10 protein-coding genes and 1 pseudogene are annotated in these 16,437 nt (G+C 73.2%); 9 read left to right on the top strand and 2 right to left on the bottom strand.

Annotated elements, in window-relative coordinates; translation table 11 throughout:
- Positions 1 to 565 precede the first annotated feature (565 nt).
- The 6 genes from Drose_RS11910 (at position 566) to Drose_RS11885 (ending at position 9,421) form a co-directional block, all read left to right on the top strand.
- Positions 566 to 2,527 carry a glycosyltransferase gene (locus tag Drose_RS11910; protein WP_260728233.1) on the top strand — a complete coding sequence of 654 codons (1,962 nt, stop codon included), beginning with the start codon at positions 566 to 568 and terminating at the stop codon, positions 2,525 to 2,527.
- The gene (locus tag Drose_RS11905; protein ID WP_260728232.1) at positions 2,524 to 3,642 is read left to right on the top strand and encodes a glycoside hydrolase family 26 protein; all 1,119 of its coding nucleotides are present in this window, start codon (positions 2,524 to 2,526) and stop codon (positions 3,640 to 3,642) included. The genes Drose_RS11910 and Drose_RS11905 overlap by 4 nt, the downstream gene beginning before the upstream one ends.
- Positions 3,643 to 3,725: 83 nt before the next feature.
- Positions 3,726 to 6,347 carry an Hsp70 family protein gene (locus tag Drose_RS11900; RefSeq protein WP_260728231.1) on the top strand — a complete coding sequence of 874 codons (2,622 nt, stop codon included), beginning with the start codon at positions 3,726 to 3,728 and terminating at the stop codon, positions 6,345 to 6,347.
- A gap of 239 nt (positions 6,348 to 6,586) precedes the next feature.
- Positions 6,587 to 7,969, top strand: coding sequence for a condensation domain-containing protein (locus Drose_RS11895; protein ID WP_260728230.1), 1,383 nt, complete (start codon positions 6,587 to 6,589; stop codon positions 7,967 to 7,969).
- A 112-nt stretch (positions 7,970 to 8,081) separates the two neighbouring features.
- The gene (locus Drose_RS11890; protein ID WP_260728229.1) at positions 8,082 to 8,837 is read left to right on the top strand and encodes an MBL fold metallo-hydrolase; all 756 of its coding nucleotides are present in this window, start codon (positions 8,082 to 8,084) and stop codon (positions 8,835 to 8,837) included.
- Positions 8,834 to 9,421 carry a DedA family protein gene (locus Drose_RS11885; protein ID WP_260728228.1) on the top strand — a complete coding sequence of 196 codons (588 nt, stop codon included), beginning with the start codon at positions 8,834 to 8,836 and terminating at the stop codon, positions 9,419 to 9,421. Before Drose_RS11890 ends, Drose_RS11885 begins: the two co-directional genes overlap by 4 nt.
- On the opposite strand, the gene Drose_RS11880 is transcribed toward Drose_RS11885, so the two are convergent.
- Positions 9,345 to 12,161: an alkaline phosphatase family protein gene (locus Drose_RS11880; RefSeq protein WP_260728227.1), complete on the bottom strand. Its 2,817-nt coding sequence runs from the start codon at positions 12,159 to 12,161 to the stop codon at positions 9,345 to 9,347. The two genes, Drose_RS11885 and Drose_RS11880, sit on opposite strands and share 77 nt — an antisense overlap.
- A gap of 141 nt (positions 12,162 to 12,302) precedes the next feature.
- On the opposite strand from Drose_RS11880, the gene Drose_RS11875 reads away from it, so the two are divergent.
- The gene (locus Drose_RS11875) at positions 12,303 to 13,922 is read left to right on the top strand and encodes a CYTH and CHAD domain-containing protein (RefSeq protein ID WP_260728226.1); all 1,620 of its coding nucleotides are present in this window, start codon (positions 12,303 to 12,305) and stop codon (positions 13,920 to 13,922) included.
- Between the two features lie 290 nt (positions 13,923 to 14,212).
- Here the strand turns inward: Drose_RS11875 and Drose_RS11870 are convergent, their stop codons facing one another.
- Positions 14,213 to 15,136 carry a 1-phosphofructokinase family hexose kinase gene (locus Drose_RS11870; protein WP_260728225.1) on the bottom strand — a complete coding sequence of 308 codons (924 nt, stop codon included), beginning with the start codon at positions 15,134 to 15,136 and terminating at the stop codon, positions 14,213 to 14,215.
- A 264-nt stretch (positions 15,137 to 15,400) separates the two neighbouring features.
- Here Drose_RS11870 and Drose_RS11865 point away from each other — a divergent pair, with 264 nt between their 5' ends.
- Both Drose_RS11865 and Drose_RS39025 read left to right on the top strand, forming a co-directional pair.
- Positions 15,401 to 15,757, top strand: a complete 357-nt coding sequence (locus Drose_RS11865; protein WP_260728224.1) for an effector-associated constant component EACC1 — start codon at positions 15,401 to 15,403, stop codon at positions 15,755 to 15,757.
- Between the two features lie 4 nt (positions 15,758 to 15,761).
- Positions 15,762 to 16,376, top strand: a pseudogene (locus tag Drose_RS39025) (caspase, EACC1-associated type); the annotation flags it as partial.
- Between the last annotated feature and the right edge of the window lie 61 nt (positions 16,377 to 16,437).

The following is a 16,437-nucleotide window of genomic DNA, read 5'->3' as shown; positions in this document are numbered from 1 at the left end:
CCACCTGCGCGTCGATCTTGCAGTTGTGGTGCCTGACAAGCCGGGCATTCAGGGAGTGTCTCGGCACCACAACTGCAAGATCGACGCGCAACGAGCCGGCGAACGGTGCGGGAGACACGCTCGCCCGGGGCAGCCGGAACTTTCCCATGATCATGAGGCCGAGCGGCACGGCGACGGATCGCGCCGGGGCTCCGGCTCGCGGAGCCGCGGCCGGCCCGGGACCGCCGCGCGCCGGGAGGTGCCGAAAATCGACGCGGATTCGTCGGGAAATTGACAGCACCCAGTCAACGCCGCACATGATCAGCACCACGTGACGGACCAACAATGGAATGGTTCCGAAAAGTGATCGCCGGGCTCGCGCAGAATGCACGGACATGTCCTGTCGGATCCACTACATTCTCGCTCGAAATCTCGGGAAACGCCTGCTTGCGGCCAGTTTCGATATCGAGTCACCGGAACACTTTCGCGATTCCGCTGGATGACCACCCGGCCTACGATCGGCGGTGCATCCATCCATGGGACGCCGAATCATCATTTCCAGCGGAAAAGATCGGAGGCCGGGTCGTTGCTGGACACCGTCGTGCCCCGACAGGCGACCCCGAAGCGCGCCGTGACCGCCGGGAAACCCACCCGCGCCCAGCGGCGCAGAGCGCGGCAGCAGCGGAAACTCGCCGAGACACAGCGCGCCTACGAGGCGTGCAACACCCTGACCGGGCCGCTGACCACTCCGGCGGGGCCGCACCTGCCCGTCGTCTTCCGGCGCACGGCCCGTCCGGCGCAGCGGGTCATGCTGTCGCTGCTCATCTCGGCCAATTTCCTCACCGGGCTGGTCTTCCTCGGCTGGCTCGTCCTGCCCCGGCACATCCCCGGACCGGACATGCCGCTGGTCGGGCCCGGCGACTGGCACGTGATCGCGGCGCGGATCGCCTTCTGCTTCGTGGTGCTCGTCGAGGGCGTGCGCCTGCTGCAGAACCTCGCGGTGTGGGTCTTCGCCTGGAAGGCGCGCGATCCGGTGCCGATGGTGCCGGAACAGGGCCTGCGCATCGCGATGCTGACGACGATCGTACCGTCGAAGGAGCCCATCGACGTCGTCGAGCGCTCCCTGATGGCGATGCAGAAGGTCCGGTACGCCGGGCAGGTCGACATCTGGATCCTCGACGAGGGCGACGACCCGCGGGTCAAGGCGATGGCCAAGCGGCTCGGCGTCCACCACTTCAGCCGCAAGGGCCAGCCCCGGTTCAACCAGGAGCACGGGGCGTTCCGGGCGAAGACCAAGTCGGGCAACCACAACGCCTGGCGGGCCACCCACGAGCACGTCTACGACGTCGTCGCGCAAATGGATCCCGACCACGTGCCGCTGCCGAGCTTCCTCGAGCGCACCGTCGGCTACTTCCGCGACCCCGACGTCGCGTTCGTCGTCGCCCCGCAGGTGTACGGCAACATGTACGACGGCTGGGTCGTACACGGCGCCTCGGTCCAGCAGTACCTCTTCAGCGGCCTCATCGAGCGCGGCGGCAACGGGTTGAACGCGCCGCTGCTCATCGGCACCAACCACCTCTACCGGCCGCTCGCCTGGGCCATCATCGACGGCTACCAGGACTCGATCATCGAGGACCACCTCACGAGCATGGTCGTGATGGGCGCGCGGAACCCGCTCACCGACCGCCGCTGGAAGGGCGTCTACACGCCCGACGTCATCGCGATCGGCGAGGGCCCGACGAGCTGGACCGACTACTTCAACCAGCAGAAGCGCTGGGCCTACGGGGTGTGGGAGATCCTGCTGCGCCGCAGCCGGCCGCACCTGCGCAAGCTCGGCGCCGGGCAGCGGCTGTGCTACGGCCTCGTCCAGTCCTACTATCCGAGCGTCGCCCTCGCCGCGGTGTCCGGCGTCGCGGCCACCGGCACGTACCTCGGTCTCGGCATCAACGCGGCCGACGTCGACTGGCGGCCGTGGCTCGGCCTGTGGTCGGTGAGCATGGGCACCTGGGCGATGTTGTGGCTGTGGCTGCGCCGCTTCAACCTGGCCCGGCACGAGCGCAAGGAGCTCGGCGTCCACGGCATGCTGCTCGCGCTGTTCGCCGTGCCGATCTACGTGGCGGCGGGCGCGGCGGCGCTACTGCGCAGGCCGCTCGCCTACGCGGTGACGGCGAAGGGTCGCCTGCGCAGCGTCGACGGGCCGAAGTCGTTCCGCACGCACGCCCTCTGGGCGCTCATCGGCGGCGCGCTGCTCGGCTCGAGCGCCTGGTTCGGGTACGACTCCTTGGCCCTGCGCCTGTGGGCCGCCGTCAGCGTGCTCGTCGGCGTGCTGCCGCCGCTCATCGCGTGGTGCACCTGGCTGCGCGACCGGCGCGCCACGGAGCCCGAGGTCGAGGACGCGCCGCCGACGCTCCTCATCAAGATCAAGGGCACCGCCCCGGCGCACGGGTCGATCGACGTGTCCGACCTGCCCACCGTTCCGAGGATTCCGGCGGTACCGACGGCCGGCCTGCGACCCGCCGCCGCACCCACGCGCGGAGGCACCGCATGATCACGCTGCCCCGCGTCATGGCCCTCGCGCTGCTGCTCATCGGCGGCTACGTCTTCGTGGTCGCGCCGCGTGTCGAGGCCATGACGTCGCCGTCCGCGCGCTGGGAGGAGAAGGTCGCCGAGCCGCTGCCGACGTTCACGCCGGGACCGCGGTCCTCGGACCCGGTGCTGTTCCCGCCGGCGGGCAAGGCCTTCTTCGGCGTCTTCACCGACCGCGGCCCCGGCGACCTCACCGACTTCACCGGCTTCGTACGGGCGGCCGGGAAGCAGCCGCAGGTGATGATGTTCGCCCGCGGCTGGGCGGTCCACAAGACGTTCGACCGGCAGCCGTTCGACCGGATCGTCAACCGGGGCATGCTCCCGATGCTCGGCTGGGAGCCGTGGAACTACCGCGGGGAGTCCGATGTGGACGCCGAACGCGGCACGCAGCCCGAGTACCGGCTGGCGAGGATCACGGACGGGGCGTTCGACCCGTACATCCGGGCCTGGGCCGACGGGATCAAGGACCTGGAATATCCGGTGGCGATCCGGTTCGCGCACGAGATGAACGGGTACTGGTACCCCTGGTGCGAGTCCGCCAACGGCAACCGGCGCGGCGACTACGTGGCCGCCTGGCGGCACGTGCACGACCTGTTCGAGGCGGCCGGCGCGCGGAACGTGATCTGGGTGTGGAGCCCGAACGTCCGGTACGCCAACTCGACGCCGCTGTCGCAGGTGTACCCCGGTGACGCCTACGTCGACTGGGTCGGCCTCTCGGGGTACTACGGCACCGCCCACATGGAGCAGTACCGCACCTTCGAGCAGATCTACCGGCCCACGCTCGACGAGCTGAAGTCGGTCTCCAAGCGGCCGGTCGTGGTCACCGAGGTCGCCGCCACGGACGAGGCCGGACGCAAGGCCGAGTGGATCGCGGACCTGCTGCGGACACTGCCGAAGCACCCGGAGATCATCGGCTTCCTGTGGTACGAGTCGGTCAAGGAGACCGACTGGCGCATCGCGGCGTCGAAGGCCGCGTCGGAGGCGTTCGCCGAGGGTGTGGCGCAGCCGTACTTCGACACCCGGTGGTCCCCGTCCCAGGTGCCCCGCACCGCGCTGCCGGCGTCCCGATCGGGGTAGCGGTTGTCGTCGTACCGTGCCACCGCCATCGCCACCGTCATCGATTCGGACAGGGAGCAGCACATCATGAGGAGGTCGTCGTGATGAGCGGCTTCGTCGTCGGCATCGACCTCGGCACCTCCAACACGGTCGCCGTGATCCGGTCCCCGGACGGGCGCCGGCGCCCCGTGCTCTTCGACGGCGCACCGCTGATGCCGTCGGCCGTCTTCATGCAGGACAACGGGCAGCTCGCGGTCGGTCGCGACGCCCAGCGGCTCGCCCAGCTCGACCCGGGCCGCTTCGAGCCCAACCCGAAGCGCCGCCTCGGCGACCCGACGGTGCTCCTCGGCGACGTCGAGGTGCCGACCGTGCACCTGCTGACCGCGGTGCTGCGCAGCGTCGCCGCCGGGGTCGGCGAGATCACCCGGTTCCCGCCGACCGCGGTGCTGACCTATCCGGCGTCGTGGGGCCGGATGCGTCGCTCCCTGCTGCACGACGCCGCGGTCGCGGCCGGCTTCCCGCAGGTGAGCCTGGTGCCCGAGCCGGTCGCCGCGGCGCGGTACTTCATCAGCGCGCTCAACCACCCGCTGCCCCGCGGCTCGGCCATGGCCGTCTACGACTTCGGCGGCGGCACCGTCGACGTCGCGGTCGTGCGCAACGACGAGCAGGGCTTCACCGTCATCGGCTCCGGCGGCCTGGAGGACGTCGGCGGCCTCGACATCGACGCGGCGCTCGTCGAACTCCTCGGCGAGGTGCTGCGCACGACCCAGCCGGACGCGTGGCGCCGCCTCGATCAGCCGGTGTCCTCCCAGGACCGCCGCGACCGGCGGCTGTTCTGGGAGGACATCCGCGGCGCGAAGGAGATGCTGTCGCGCACCACGGTCGCGCCGGTGTCCGTGCCGGGTGTCGAGGCCGCGCTCCACCTCACCCGTGAGGAGCTGGAGCGGCGGATCGGGCCGATGATCCGCCGTACCGTCGCGGAGACCGCCCGGGTCGTCCAGGAGTGCCACCTCGAGACCGACCAGCTCGCCGGCATCATGCTCGTCGGCGGTTCGTCACGCGTGCCGCTCGTCGCCCGGATGCTGCACCGCGAGCTGCGGATCGCGCCGACGGTGCTGGAGCAGCCGGAGCTGCCGGTCGCCGAGGGCGCCGTGGTCCACCCGGCGGAGCTCGGCACCGACGGCCGGCTCGGCGTCGCGACCGGCTCGGCGTCGGTGGGCGGCCCCTTCGGCGGCGGGCATCGGGCACCGCAGGGCTACCCCACCCAGGACTATCCGGCCGGCCCGTATCAGGGTACGCCGCCACAGGGCTACCCGGCGCAGGGTTACCCGCCGCCGCCGACGGGGCCCGGGTCTCCTGTACCGCGGCCTCCTGTGTACGGCTCGCCGAACGCCGTGCCGGTCGCGTCGGCCGCGTCGGTGTCGGCCCAGCCCGTGTCGGCCCAGCCGGTCTCCGCGCAGCCGGTCTCCGCGCAGCCGGTCTCCGCGCAGCCGGTCTCCGCGCAGCCCGTGTCGGCCCAGCCCGTGTCCGCCCAGCCGGTCTCCGCCCAGCCGGTCTCCGCGCAGCCCGGCTCGCACGTGCCGGTCTCGGCGGTCCCGGTGTCCCCCGCGTTCGCCGCCGCCGGCGCGCCGGTCTCGCCCACGGCGACAATGGCGAACGTCGCCGTGGAGCCGGGCGGCGAGGCTCCTCCGGCGCGGGGCCGCAACCGCCGCGCGCTGCTCGCCGGGCTCGTCGCGCTGCTCGTGCTCATCGGTGGCGGCATCTGGGCGCTGACCGCGTTCCGGGACAGGGACGACAGCGGCGGCACCGATGTCGAGCCGATCGGCTCGTGGAAGCGGTTGCCGGACGTCCCCACCGAGGCCGACGGCACGAAGGTCGGGATCGAGGCCGCCGGCGCCGCCGTCGTCGGCACGAAGCTCTACGTCATCGGCGGGTTCACCGCCGTGGAACCGCGCAAGCATCTCGCGTCGGTGTGGATCTACGACCTGGAACAGGGCGACCAGGGCACCTGGACGAAGGGACCCGGCCTTCCCGTGCCGACCAGCCACATGGGTGTCGTCGTGGACCCGGTGGGATCGCTGTGGGTGATCGGCGGCTGGACCGCCGACGGCGCCAGCGACCAGGTGTTGCGGCTGGACAAGAACGGCGACTGGGCGGCGAAGGTCCCGCTGCCCGAGCCGCGCAACTCGGGCGCCGCGGTGTGGGACGGGCAGGGCATCGTCTACGCGGGCGGCACGGGCAAGGACGGCATGGCCAAGGACACGATCTGGGGGCTGAGCAAGGACGGCACCGAATGGCAGGTCGTCGGCAACCTGAGCAAGCCGCGGGAGAAACTCGCCGCGGTGAGTGACGGGGCCGGGACGGTCCTCTTCGTCGGCGGGGTCTTCCAGCGCAGGAACGAGAAGTACGACGACGTCGACGTCCTGCGGCAACGGAAGGTCGTGGACTCCGACGGCCGCAAGCTCGACCATCCCCGCGAGGGCGCCGCGGCCGTCAAGATCGAGGGCATCGGCCTCTGCGTGCTGGGCGGCCACAACGGCTCGGAGGTGTACGACTGGTGGTGCGCGGACCAGTCCAAGACGCCCCTGCTGCCGAAGCTGACGATGCCCCGTGCCGGCATGGCGCTCGCCTCCGGCCGCGGCTCCATCTTCGTGATCGGCGGCTACAACCCGGCCGAGGCACTCAACGGCACCAACACGGTCGAGACATTCACCCCAACCCGATGACCCCCCCGGGGACTGCGTTGATCTTGCAGTTGTGGTGCCTGACAAACCCGGCATTCAGGGAGTGTCGCGGCACCACAACTGCAAGATCAACGCAAATCGGGGGGTGGGGAGTGGGGGCGGTATCGGTCGTTGTTGTCTGAGTCGAGTCCCTTTGGTCGATACGATCTCCGTCGATCGCTGTGGCAGCATCGCCCGGGAACCGGTGTGCACGGGGCACGCCGCGGCATCGGGAGGCCGGAATGGTGGAGCAGATCATCGTCCCGTTCGAGGGCAACGGCGCCGGTGTCGGCGGACTCACGTGGGGTCAGCAGCAGGTGTGGCGGGCCATGGTCGAGGTCGACTCGTCGATGAGCATGGGCGGTGTCGTGCCGGTCCTGGACGGCCGGACGGTCGAGGACTTCGCCGCCGAGCTGCGGTTCTTCATGAGTCGGTACGGGTCGATGCGCAGCAAGCTGCGGTTCGGCCACGACGGCGAGGTGACCCAGGAGGTCTTCGGCTCGGGCGAGGCGACCATGTGGGTCCACGACGCCCGGCCCGGCGAGGACCCGGCCGCCGTCGCCGACGCCGTGTTCGCGGAGTGGAAGGCGCGGAACTTCGACTACGCCTACGAGTGGCCGATCCGGATGGCGGTGGTCCGCCAGGGCGGCGCCGTCACACACGTGATCGTCCTCGTCTGCCACCTCGCCACCGACGGCAACGGGCTCGCCACCATGATCCGCGAGCTGGGCGAGCGCGACCCGGCGACGCGGGAGCCCACCGGGCCGTACCCCGCGATGCAGCCGTTCGACCTGGTGGCGGCGCAGCTCGAACGGGGTGCGCAGGGCCAGACCGACAGCGCGATCCGGTACTGGGAGGGCCACCTCCGCAGCATCCGACCCCGGCGGTTCGCGCCGGCCGCGGATCGGGGGGAGCCGCGGTTCCGCCAGGTGGTGTGGCGGTCGCGGGCGCTGCTGCTGGCCGGCGAGCGGCTCGCCGCCCGGCTCGGCGTCGACGCGGCGCCGGTCCTGCTCGCCGCATACGCCGTCGCGTTCGGCCGGGTCACCGGCGGCGCGCCGTTCGTGTCGCAGGTGATCGTCGGCAACCGCTTCCGCCCCGGCCTCGCCGATGTGGTGAGCCCCCTGGCGCAGAACGGCCTGGTGGTCCTCGACGTGGCCGGGGTCGACGCCGGAGAGGCCGTCCGGCGGGCGCGGCAGGCGTCGACGACCGCGTCGAAGTACGCATACTACGAACCGGGCGCCCGCCTGGCCCTGATCAAGCGGATCGCCAAGGAGCGCGGCGAGCCGGTCGACCTGGCGGTGTTCTACAACGACCGGCGGGCGACGCTCCGCACCGCCACGGCGGGCGCGGTGCCGTCCGGCGACGAGATCGTCGCGGCCCGCGCCGAGACGGCGGTCGTGCTGGAGCGGCCGATGGGATTCTTCAACGAGGAACTGATGATCAACGTCGACGACGTCCCGGACACGGTGCAGATCACCACGGAGGTCGACACCGCCGCCCTGGCGATCGAGGACCTCCACGCCCTGCTGACCGAGATGGAGTCGTTCGCGGTCGAGGCGGCGCTGGACCCGTCGGCCCCGACCGCCGTCCGCGACCTGTCGGAGTCCTACGGCTCCAGGTCGTAGGCGGCGGTTCCGCTCCAGCACACGCAGCACGACCGCCGCCCGGGCCGGAACGCGCCGGCCGGGCGGCGGCCCGCCGGTGCGGATCCGGGGAGCGAGCAGGCAAACTGTGTGCATGGACGTCACCTGGTGGGGGCATGCGACCGTCGCGATCCAGGACCGCGGGACCACGATTCTCACGGACCCGGTGCTGCGGAACCGGCTGGCGCACCTCCACCGGCGGCGCGGCCCGCGGCCGGAGCTGTCCGCGCCGCCCGACGCCGTGGTCATCTCCCACCTGCACGGTGATCACTGCGACCTGCCCTCGCTGCGCATGCTGCCGCGGCGGACCAGGCTCATCGTGCCGAAGGGTTCGGCGCCGTTCCTGCGGGCGCGCCTCGGTGAGCGGGACCTGGTCGAGCTGGCACCCGGCGAGGAGACCACCGTCGGGGAACTGTGCGTCCGCGCCGTGCCGGCCAGCCACGACGGCGGGCGGACGCCGAGGTCGCGGGTCCGCGCGATCGCGCTCGGATACGTCGTCAGCGGCAGCCGGTCGGCCTGGTTCGGCGGCGACACCGGGCTGTTCGACGAGATGAAGGCGATCGGGCCGGTCGACCTGGCGCTCGTGCCGGTCTGGGGCTGGGGCTGGACCCTCGGCCCGGGCCACCTCGACCCGGCCGGCGCCGCGGAGGCGATGCGGCTGATCGGGCCGGGGCGGGCGGTCCCGATCCACTGGGGCACGCTCTGGCCGGTCGGGTGCGCGCGGGTGCGGCCCGACCGGTTCGCGCGACCCGGTGACGAGTTCGCCGCGCACACCGCGCACCTCGCCCCGGAGACCGCCGTTGACGTGCTCGCCCCCGGCGAGAGCCTTTCCCTGGCGTCACGCCCGTGACGACACTCGAAGGGGTGATCGCGGCACTCGCCGCGCTGTTCGCGATCGTGGCCGTCGGCTCGACCGTGCCGGTGCTGCCGACCGGCGCAGCGGTGAGCGCGACCGCCGTCGTCGCCGCCCACCGCAGCCCGCTGGCGCTGCTGGCCGTCGTCGCCGTCGGCGGGCTCGGGGCGTACCTCGGCGACGCGGTGACGTTCGCGATCTGCCGGGCCGGCGGGGAGGCGCTGACCCGGCGGCTGCGGATGCTGCGTGAGCCGCTCCGCCTGGCCGCCACGGTGCGCGGTCGGCTGCGCGCCCAGCCGGTCACCGCCCTGCTGATCTCGCGGCTGCTCCCGGGCGGGCGCATCCCGGTGCTGCTCACCGCGGCGGTCGTCGGGTTGTCCTGGCGGACGTTCATCGTCTCGAACGTCGGCGCGTGCGCGCTGTGGTCGGCCACGTACGCCGCGATCGGCCTCCTCGGCCGCAGCGTCTTCCCGCAACCGTGGCAGGGCGTGGTGGCGGCGGTCGTCATCGCCCTGGTGGTGACCCAGGTGGCCGGCTGGCTCCGCCGCCGCCGCGAGGCCCGCGTCTCCGCCGACGCCTGAGCGGCGTCAGGCCGTGGCCTCCACGTAGATGGACTCGTCGTTGCGGAGCACCTGGTCGAGGTCGGCCACGTCCTGACGGGCGCCCTCGCGATACGCGCGCACGGTGATGCCCGACTCGTCGAAACCGGCCGTCGTCAGCGCGTGCCGCAACTCTTCCAGGTCGTAGAGCCAGCGGTGGCCGTAGACGTAGAACAACTGGTTGAACATGAACGCGCCGCGGGCCGGCATCGCCGGGGCCACGCCGGTCAGGGCGCGGTTCATCCGGCGGCGGTGCTTGGCGAAGAAACCGTCGCCGTTGACGTAACTCTGCGCGTACACCCGCAGATCGGGGGTCGTCAGGCGCAGCAGACCACCCGGGCGCAGGATCCGGCGCACCTCCGTCAGCTACGCGATGCCGGCGCGCAGCGACACGTGCTCGATCAGGTGCTCGGCGAACACGCCCAACTGGTCGAGGTGCTCGCGGGTGAGCAGCGGCGCGGTGAGCAGCGGGGAAACCTTGCCGACCCGCGCGAGGTCCGCGGTGAACAGGTCGACGGTGGCCGCGAGCTCCTGCGGATCCTCCCAGTTCCAGGGGCGCGCGGCGGTCATGTCGAGGTCCCTCCACGAGGCGAAGTCCATCGATCCAACCACGTCGAATCCTGATCCACAAGGGACGGTCAGCCGGTGCCGACATCTCCGACACGTCACCGGGGCGGGGCGTCGGGACCGCCGGCGGGACACGCAGGCCCAGCTCGTCGAGCCACCGGACGAGTTCCCGGTGCACGGCGACCGGTCCGACGGGCGGCTCCTGCGGGCCGGGCCAGTGCGCCGGGTGGACGAGCACCGCCTCGGTCTGCCAGCCGCCGATCCCGCCGTGCGAGCCGACCAACTCCTCGAACGCGGCGACCTCCTCGGTACCCCGGTCGACCCGGCTGACGAGGACCAGGTCGCCGACGTGGGCGGTCCGCTGGTGGGCGAGCAGGTCGGCGGCGGCGTGCGGCCCGTACGGCCGCAGCGGGTCGACGCCCTCGACGGCGCCGTCGCGCAGCAGGTGGCGGCCCTCGGCGCCGATCGCGACCGGCCCATCGGTGGCCGACTCCCCGACGACGAGCCCGATGCCGGGGTGCTTGGCGAGGCCCTCGACGAGACCGGGGCGCCGCTGGTCGATCGCCTCGAGGTCGGCCTTCCCCGAGACGTCGGTGAGGTACAGCATGGCGAGGTTGCCGGACGCGACGGTGATCACCTCGCCGGCGGCGGGCGGCAGCACCGGCCCGCACGAGCGGGTCTGGTTCGACATGCCGGCGAGCAGCGTGTTGGCACGGCCCCAGTCCTCGTCGTTGGTGCCGCCCTTCGCGGCGCAGCTCACCCCGCCGGCGAGGTCGGCGACGAGGCGTTCGAGCGGCAGGCCGTACCGCTGGCTGAACGTCGAGCCCTGGCTCTGGCCGTGGTCGGAAAGCACGACGATCTCGTACTTGCGGCCGGCGACCTTCGTCAGCCGGTGCAGGGTGCCGAGAACCCGGTCGAGCCCTTCGAGGGTCTGCAGCGCCTCGGGGCGCAGGGGGCCGGCGTGGTGGGCGACCTCGTCGTAGTCGACGAAGTCGCAGAAGATCACCGGGGTGCCCTTGCTCATCTGCTCGGAGATCAGCGACACGTTGAGGTCGCGGAGCAGGACGTTGGTGACGGCGCGCAGGGCGACGTAAGCACCCGTACGCGGCACCCGCGGGTATACGTTGCGGAACCGCTGGCGGCGGGCCTGCTGGATCTCCTTCAGCATCTCGCCGACCGACAGCACGATCGCCCGGGCGAAGCCGTACGGGCTGGCGATGAACGCCAGGTAGCCGCGGGCGGAGCGGCCGGGCAGGGCGGCGTTGCTGAACGTGAGCAGGCTCGTCGGCGCGTCGCCGGAGAAGACGTTGCTGACGCTGGCGCCACCGTCGGCGAGCAGGCCGCGGCCGGTGGAGATGCGCGCCTCCACGTCGGCGGCGTCCCGGGGCCGGTTGGTGACGACCAGGCGGCCGGTCTCCTTCTCGTACCACCGGAAGGCCGGGATCTGCCCTTCCGACCCGTGCAGGATGCCGGCCTGGCTGGCGGGCGTGGTCGCGGGCATCCCGGTGTGCCAGGGCACGAGCGAGTGCGTGCCGGTGCGCAGCCACTTGCCGAGGTTGGGCAGGTTGCCGGCCTTGACCGCCCAGGACAGCAGCGGCGCGGAGAGCCCGTCGAGCTGCACGACGAGCACCCCGGGCTCGGTCGCCGGCCGGTCACCCTGCCGCCGGGCCATCTGCCGCAGCGCCTGGCCGAGGAAGACGTCCTCGCTCCCCGCGTCGGCCAGCCAGTTGACCAGCGCGGTGAGCACGGCGGCGAGCCAGCTCGCGACCCAGGCGTCGACGAAGCTGCCGGCGCTCACCCCCTCGGCGAGACGCAGGGCGGTGAACATGACCAGGGCCTGGACCATCACCCCGACGACGAGCACCCCGATCCCGCCGACGACCACGGCGACACCGAGCAGGACGAGCCGCATCAGCGTGCCGATGACCGCGAGGAGCACGGTCAGCTCCACCAGGGCGGCCGGGCCGCCGGTGGCCCGGACCCCGGGCAGCAGCCAGAAGGTGACGGCGAGGACCACGAAACTGGTCACGCCGCTGCGCAGCAGCGACTTGCCCCACGCGACGGTGAGCCGCCAGTCGCGGAGCAGGCGGATGCCGAACCGGACGCGTTGCGCCGCGACGGAGGCCGCCGCGGCGCGCAACAGGCTCGGACTCACTGCCCAAGGTTACGTGCACCAGGCCGGATGCTCTGGCAACCGGCAAGAGTGACCCGAGTCGCACCGCCTCATGGCCGCGGACCGTTGCGATCCGGCCGACTGTTGTTTGCCGATCAGTCATCCGCGGGGAAACTTGTCGCCATGGCCGGAAAACTCGAAGTGGAACGGAAGTACGAGCTGCCCGCCGATTTCGCGCTGCCGGCACTCACCGGGGTCGGCGGGGTCGAATCCGTCGGCGAGGCCGAGGAGCTACGGCTCGACGCCGTCTACTACGACACCCCTGGCCTGCGCCTGGCCCGCGGCCGGGCCACGCTGCGCCGCCGCAGCGGCGGCCATGACGCCGGCTGGCACCTCAAGCGCCCCTCCGGCGGCGAGCGCAGCGAGCTCCAGGTGCCCGGGTCCGAGGACCGGACCGAGCCGCCGGGCGAGATCACCGGCCAGGTCCGCGCGCTCACCCGCGGCGAGGACCTCCGGCCGGTCGCCCGCATCCGCACCCACCGCGTCGAGCGGCCCCTGCGGGACGCCGCCGGGAGCACCGTCGCGCTCGTCGCCGACGACACGGTGACCACCGAGTCGCTCTTCGGCAGCCGGCCCGTGCGGCGGTGGCGGGAGCTGGAGGTCGAGCTCGTCGACGGCGCGCGGGAGGCGCTCGACGAGCTCGACGCCGCGCTGCGGGCGGCGGGCGCACGGCCGTCGGCGAGCCCGTCGAAGCTCGCCCAGGCTCTCGGCGACGACTATCCCGCCGCACCGGCCGACGCACCGGCCGGTGCCGGCGACGGCGGGTCGGCCGGGCGGCGGGCCCTGACGGACTACCTGCGGGCGCAGCGCGACGCGATCGTCGAGCACGACCCGGCCGTCCGCGACGGCGACGTCGAGGCGGTGCACAAGATGCGGGTCGGCACCCGGCGGCTGCGCTCGACGCTGCGCTCGTTCGCCTCGGTCCTGCCCGCCGACGCCGACCTGGACCGCCTGCACGACGAGGTCAAGTGGCTGACCGGCCTGCTCGGCGCGGTTCGCGACCGGGACGTGATCGGCGACCACCTCGCCGCGCTCGTCGCCGCCGAGCCGCCGGAGCTGGTGCTCGGCCCGGTCGCCGACCGGATCCGCGAGCGCCTCGCCGAGCGCCGCGCGACCGCCCGCGAGGAGCTCGTCGCCGGCCTCGACAGCGACCGGTACACGAGGCTGCTCACCGACATCGACGCGCTCGTCGACGGGGCCACCGGCGGCGGGGCCGGCGCGGGCGGCCGGATCACCGGCGGGGCCGGCGCGGGCGGCCGGATCACCGGCGGGGCCGGCGCGGGCGGGCGGATCGGTCGGAGCCGGCTGCGCCGGCTGGCCCGCAAGGCGCTGCGCCGGGCCGACCGGCGGCTCGCCGCGGCGCTGCGGACCCCTGAGCCGCCGCGGGAGGGCGCGCCGCCGCGGGCCGGGCAGCCGACGCGGGACGAGCGGCTGCACGAGGCGCGGAAGGCGTACAAGCGGGCGCGATACGCGGCGGAGCTGATCGAACCGTTCGCCGGCAAGCCGGCGGGGAGGCTCGCCGACCGGCTCACCGACCTCCAGGACGTGTTGGGCGCGCACCAGGACTCGCTGGTGACCGGTGCGCTGCTGCGCGACTACGCCGTTCGGGCGCACGCCGACGGCGACAACGCGTTCACGTACGGGCTGCTCCACGCCCGGCAGGACGAGCACGGCCGGCAGGCCCTGTCCCGGCTCGGCAAGGCCCGCCGCACGGCCCGCCGCGCGGCGATCAGGCTGTTCTAGCGCGGCTCCCGATCCGATCGCCGTCTGCGTCGAGGTGCCCGGACACGGGCGGCACGCTCCGGGCCGGGCAACTCCAGATCATGGGAAAGACCTGGCTGTCGGGGCAGCCACATCGTTCCCATGATCATGGGATCGAGCGGCCTGGCGGCGGATTGCGGCGGAACGCCCGCCGGAACCGGCCCGGAGCCGGGAAGCAGCGCCGAGTCTCCGTGGCCGCGAATCCCGAGCCGCGGCCGGCAGAGTCCTGACCGTGGCGCGGTTCGGCGGCTCGCCCGTCCGATCTTCGATCTCTAGCTCCGGAGCGGCTCCAGCTCGACCCGCGGGATCAGCTCGGCGATCGCCTCAGCGCGGCCGGTGCCCAGGCCGTGACGGGTGACGTTCAGCGCGCCCGCCGCGGCGCCGGTGCGGATGGCCTCCTCGATCGTGCCGCCCCGGGCCAGCACCGCGGCCACGCCGGCGCTCATCGAGTCGCCGGCGCCCCGGTGCTCGACGACCTGGAGCGGCGGCACGCGGACCAGCATGACCCGGTCGTCGAAGAACGCGAGGGCCGGCTCTTCGGCGCGGCTCACCAGTACCACCTCCGCTCCTTCGCCCTTCAGACGGCGCCCGGCCTCGACCAGGTCCTCCAGCGAGGCCGAGGCCGCCCGGCCGTGGTCGAGCAGCTCCTCGTGGCTGACCTTGAGGACCGCCACCCCGGCGCCGGCGACCGCGTCCAGGTAGGTGCCGGACAGGTCCGCGACGACCCGCACGCCGTTGCCGGCCAGGTCCATGGCGAGGCGGCGGTAGACGTCCGCGGCCACCACGGACGGGTCGGCGGGGCCGCTGAGCACCGCCACCGCCGACTTCAGGCCCTCGGCGAGCGCCAGGTTGTGCAGCTCGTCGAGGTCGTGGCGGGCCAGCGGCGCACCGGGGGCGGCGGCGATCTCCCGGCGCTGGCCCTGACGGCGGTCGTGGACGTACCAGCCGCTTTCGCCGGAGCGCCGCACGGCCCGCAGGGTCAGGCCCTGGTCCTCGATGAGCTTCGACAGCGCCTCACCGGTCTCGCCGCCCAGCGCCGCGCACAGCGTCACCGGACTGCCGAGCGCGGAGATCATGCGCGCCTGCCACACGCCCTGCCCGCCCGGGTGCAGGTGCAACTCGACCGCCTCGACCTGCTGCTCGACAGTCACCGTGAGCACCGGCACCGGCGCGAACACCAACACACTCTCGCCCATGCGTTGTCCGGTTCCCCGGACTGACCCAGGTGTAACGGTCTCGTGGTGAGATTCCACGTGAACGGGGCACCGGATCCGCGTGCGGCCACGGCGCGGTGGCCCCAACCGTCCCGCCGACGGAGGCGTCGCCGGATCATCCTATGTGGACGCACGGATGAGGCGGCGGTCCCGACCTGACGCGCGGCGGGAACGGGGGGCATGACAACCGTTGCACGGGTTCGATAGGGTTCGAAGTATCCGACCTCTCACACCCCGGGTTGACCAGTGCGCTTGCAGCTCCACCTCGAGGCCCTCGACAACGGCCCGGCCCCCGACATCGACGTCCTGCTGTCGCTGCAACGCTGGCTGATCGGCGAGCCGGGCATCGCGCGGCAGGAGATCGGCCTGTCCACCGCGGCCCGTCCGGGCGAGCTCAGCGGCGCGGTGGAGATCATCAGCCTGGTGCTCGGCACCGGGCTGTCCGTCGGGCAGTTGCTGCTGGCCATCTCCAACTGGCGGCGGGCCCGGCCTCAGGCACCGGCCGTGGTGCTGACCCGCACCGACCCCGACGGCGCGACGGTGCGCATCGAGTCGTCCGATCCTGAGGCGGTCGCCGCGGCGGCGCGGGCCCTCGACGGGTAGGCCCATGGCGGAGCTGGCCGACCCGCGGGCGTCGCGGGCCGTGCTCGTCGGAAGCGCACGATACGGTGCGCTGCCCGAGGTGCCGGCGGTGGCGCGCAACCTCATCGCGCTCAGCGGCGTGTTCGCCGACCCCGATCTGTGGGGCCTCGCCCCGGAGCACTGCACGGTGCTCGCCGACCACGACGACCCGCGGCTGGTGAGCCGGGAGCTGCGCCGGGCCGCCGACGAGGTGCAGCCGGAGGGGATGCTCGTCGTCTACTACGCGGGGCACGGGCTCGTCGACCCGGTCGACGGCAGCCTGGCGCTGGCCCTGCGGGACACGGATCCGGCGGTGCCGCACGAGGCCGGCCTGCCCTTCGAGCACCTCCGGCGGGCGGTGGCGGCGAGCCGGGCCCGGCGCCGCCTGGTGATCCTCGACTGCTGCTATGCCGGCCGGGCGGCCGGGCACATGGCGGCCGGCGAGTCCGGCACCCAGGTCGTCGCCGACCAGGCCGGCACCGACGAAACCTGCCTGCTGGTGTCGGCGCCGCGCAACCGGACCGCGCAGGCGCCGCCCGGCGAGCCGTACACCGCGTTCACCGGCGAGCTGCTGCGGGTGCTGCGCGGCGGGCTGCCGGACCGGCCGGCCGTCCTCGACGTGCGCACCGTCTGGCGGGAGGTCACGCTGCGGCTGCGGGAGC

Source organism: Dactylosporangium roseum, from assembly GCF_025264685.1.
Lineage (GTDB): Bacteria > Actinomycetota > Actinomycetes > Mycobacteriales > Micromonosporaceae > Dactylosporangium > Dactylosporangium roseum.
This window is presented reverse-complemented; position numbering and strand designations above follow the sequence as displayed.

Bases quoted from the DNA above. Each gene is read 5' to 3' on its own strand.
- Drose_RS11905 (WP_260728232.1), top strand. From the start codon at position 2,524: ATGATCACGCTGCCCCGCGTCATGGCCCTCGCGCTGCTGCTCATCGGC.
- Drose_RS11900 (WP_260728231.1), top strand. From the start codon at position 3,726: ATGAGCGGCTTCGTCGTCGGCATCGACCTCGGCACCTCCAACACGGTC.
- Drose_RS11895 (WP_260728230.1), top strand. From the start codon at position 6,587: ATGGTGGAGCAGATCATCGTCCCGTTCGAGGGCAACGGCGCCGGTGTC.
- Drose_RS11890 (WP_260728229.1), top strand. From the start codon at position 8,082: ATGGACGTCACCTGGTGGGGGCATGCGACCGTCGCGATCCAGGACCGC.
- Drose_RS11875 (WP_260728226.1), top strand. From the start codon at position 12,303: ATGGCCGGAAAACTCGAAGTGGAACGGAAGTACGAGCTGCCCGCCGAT.
- Drose_RS11870 (WP_260728225.1), bottom strand. From the start codon at position 15,136: ATGGGCGAGAGTGTGTTGGTGTTCGCGCCGGTGCCGGTGCTCACGGTG.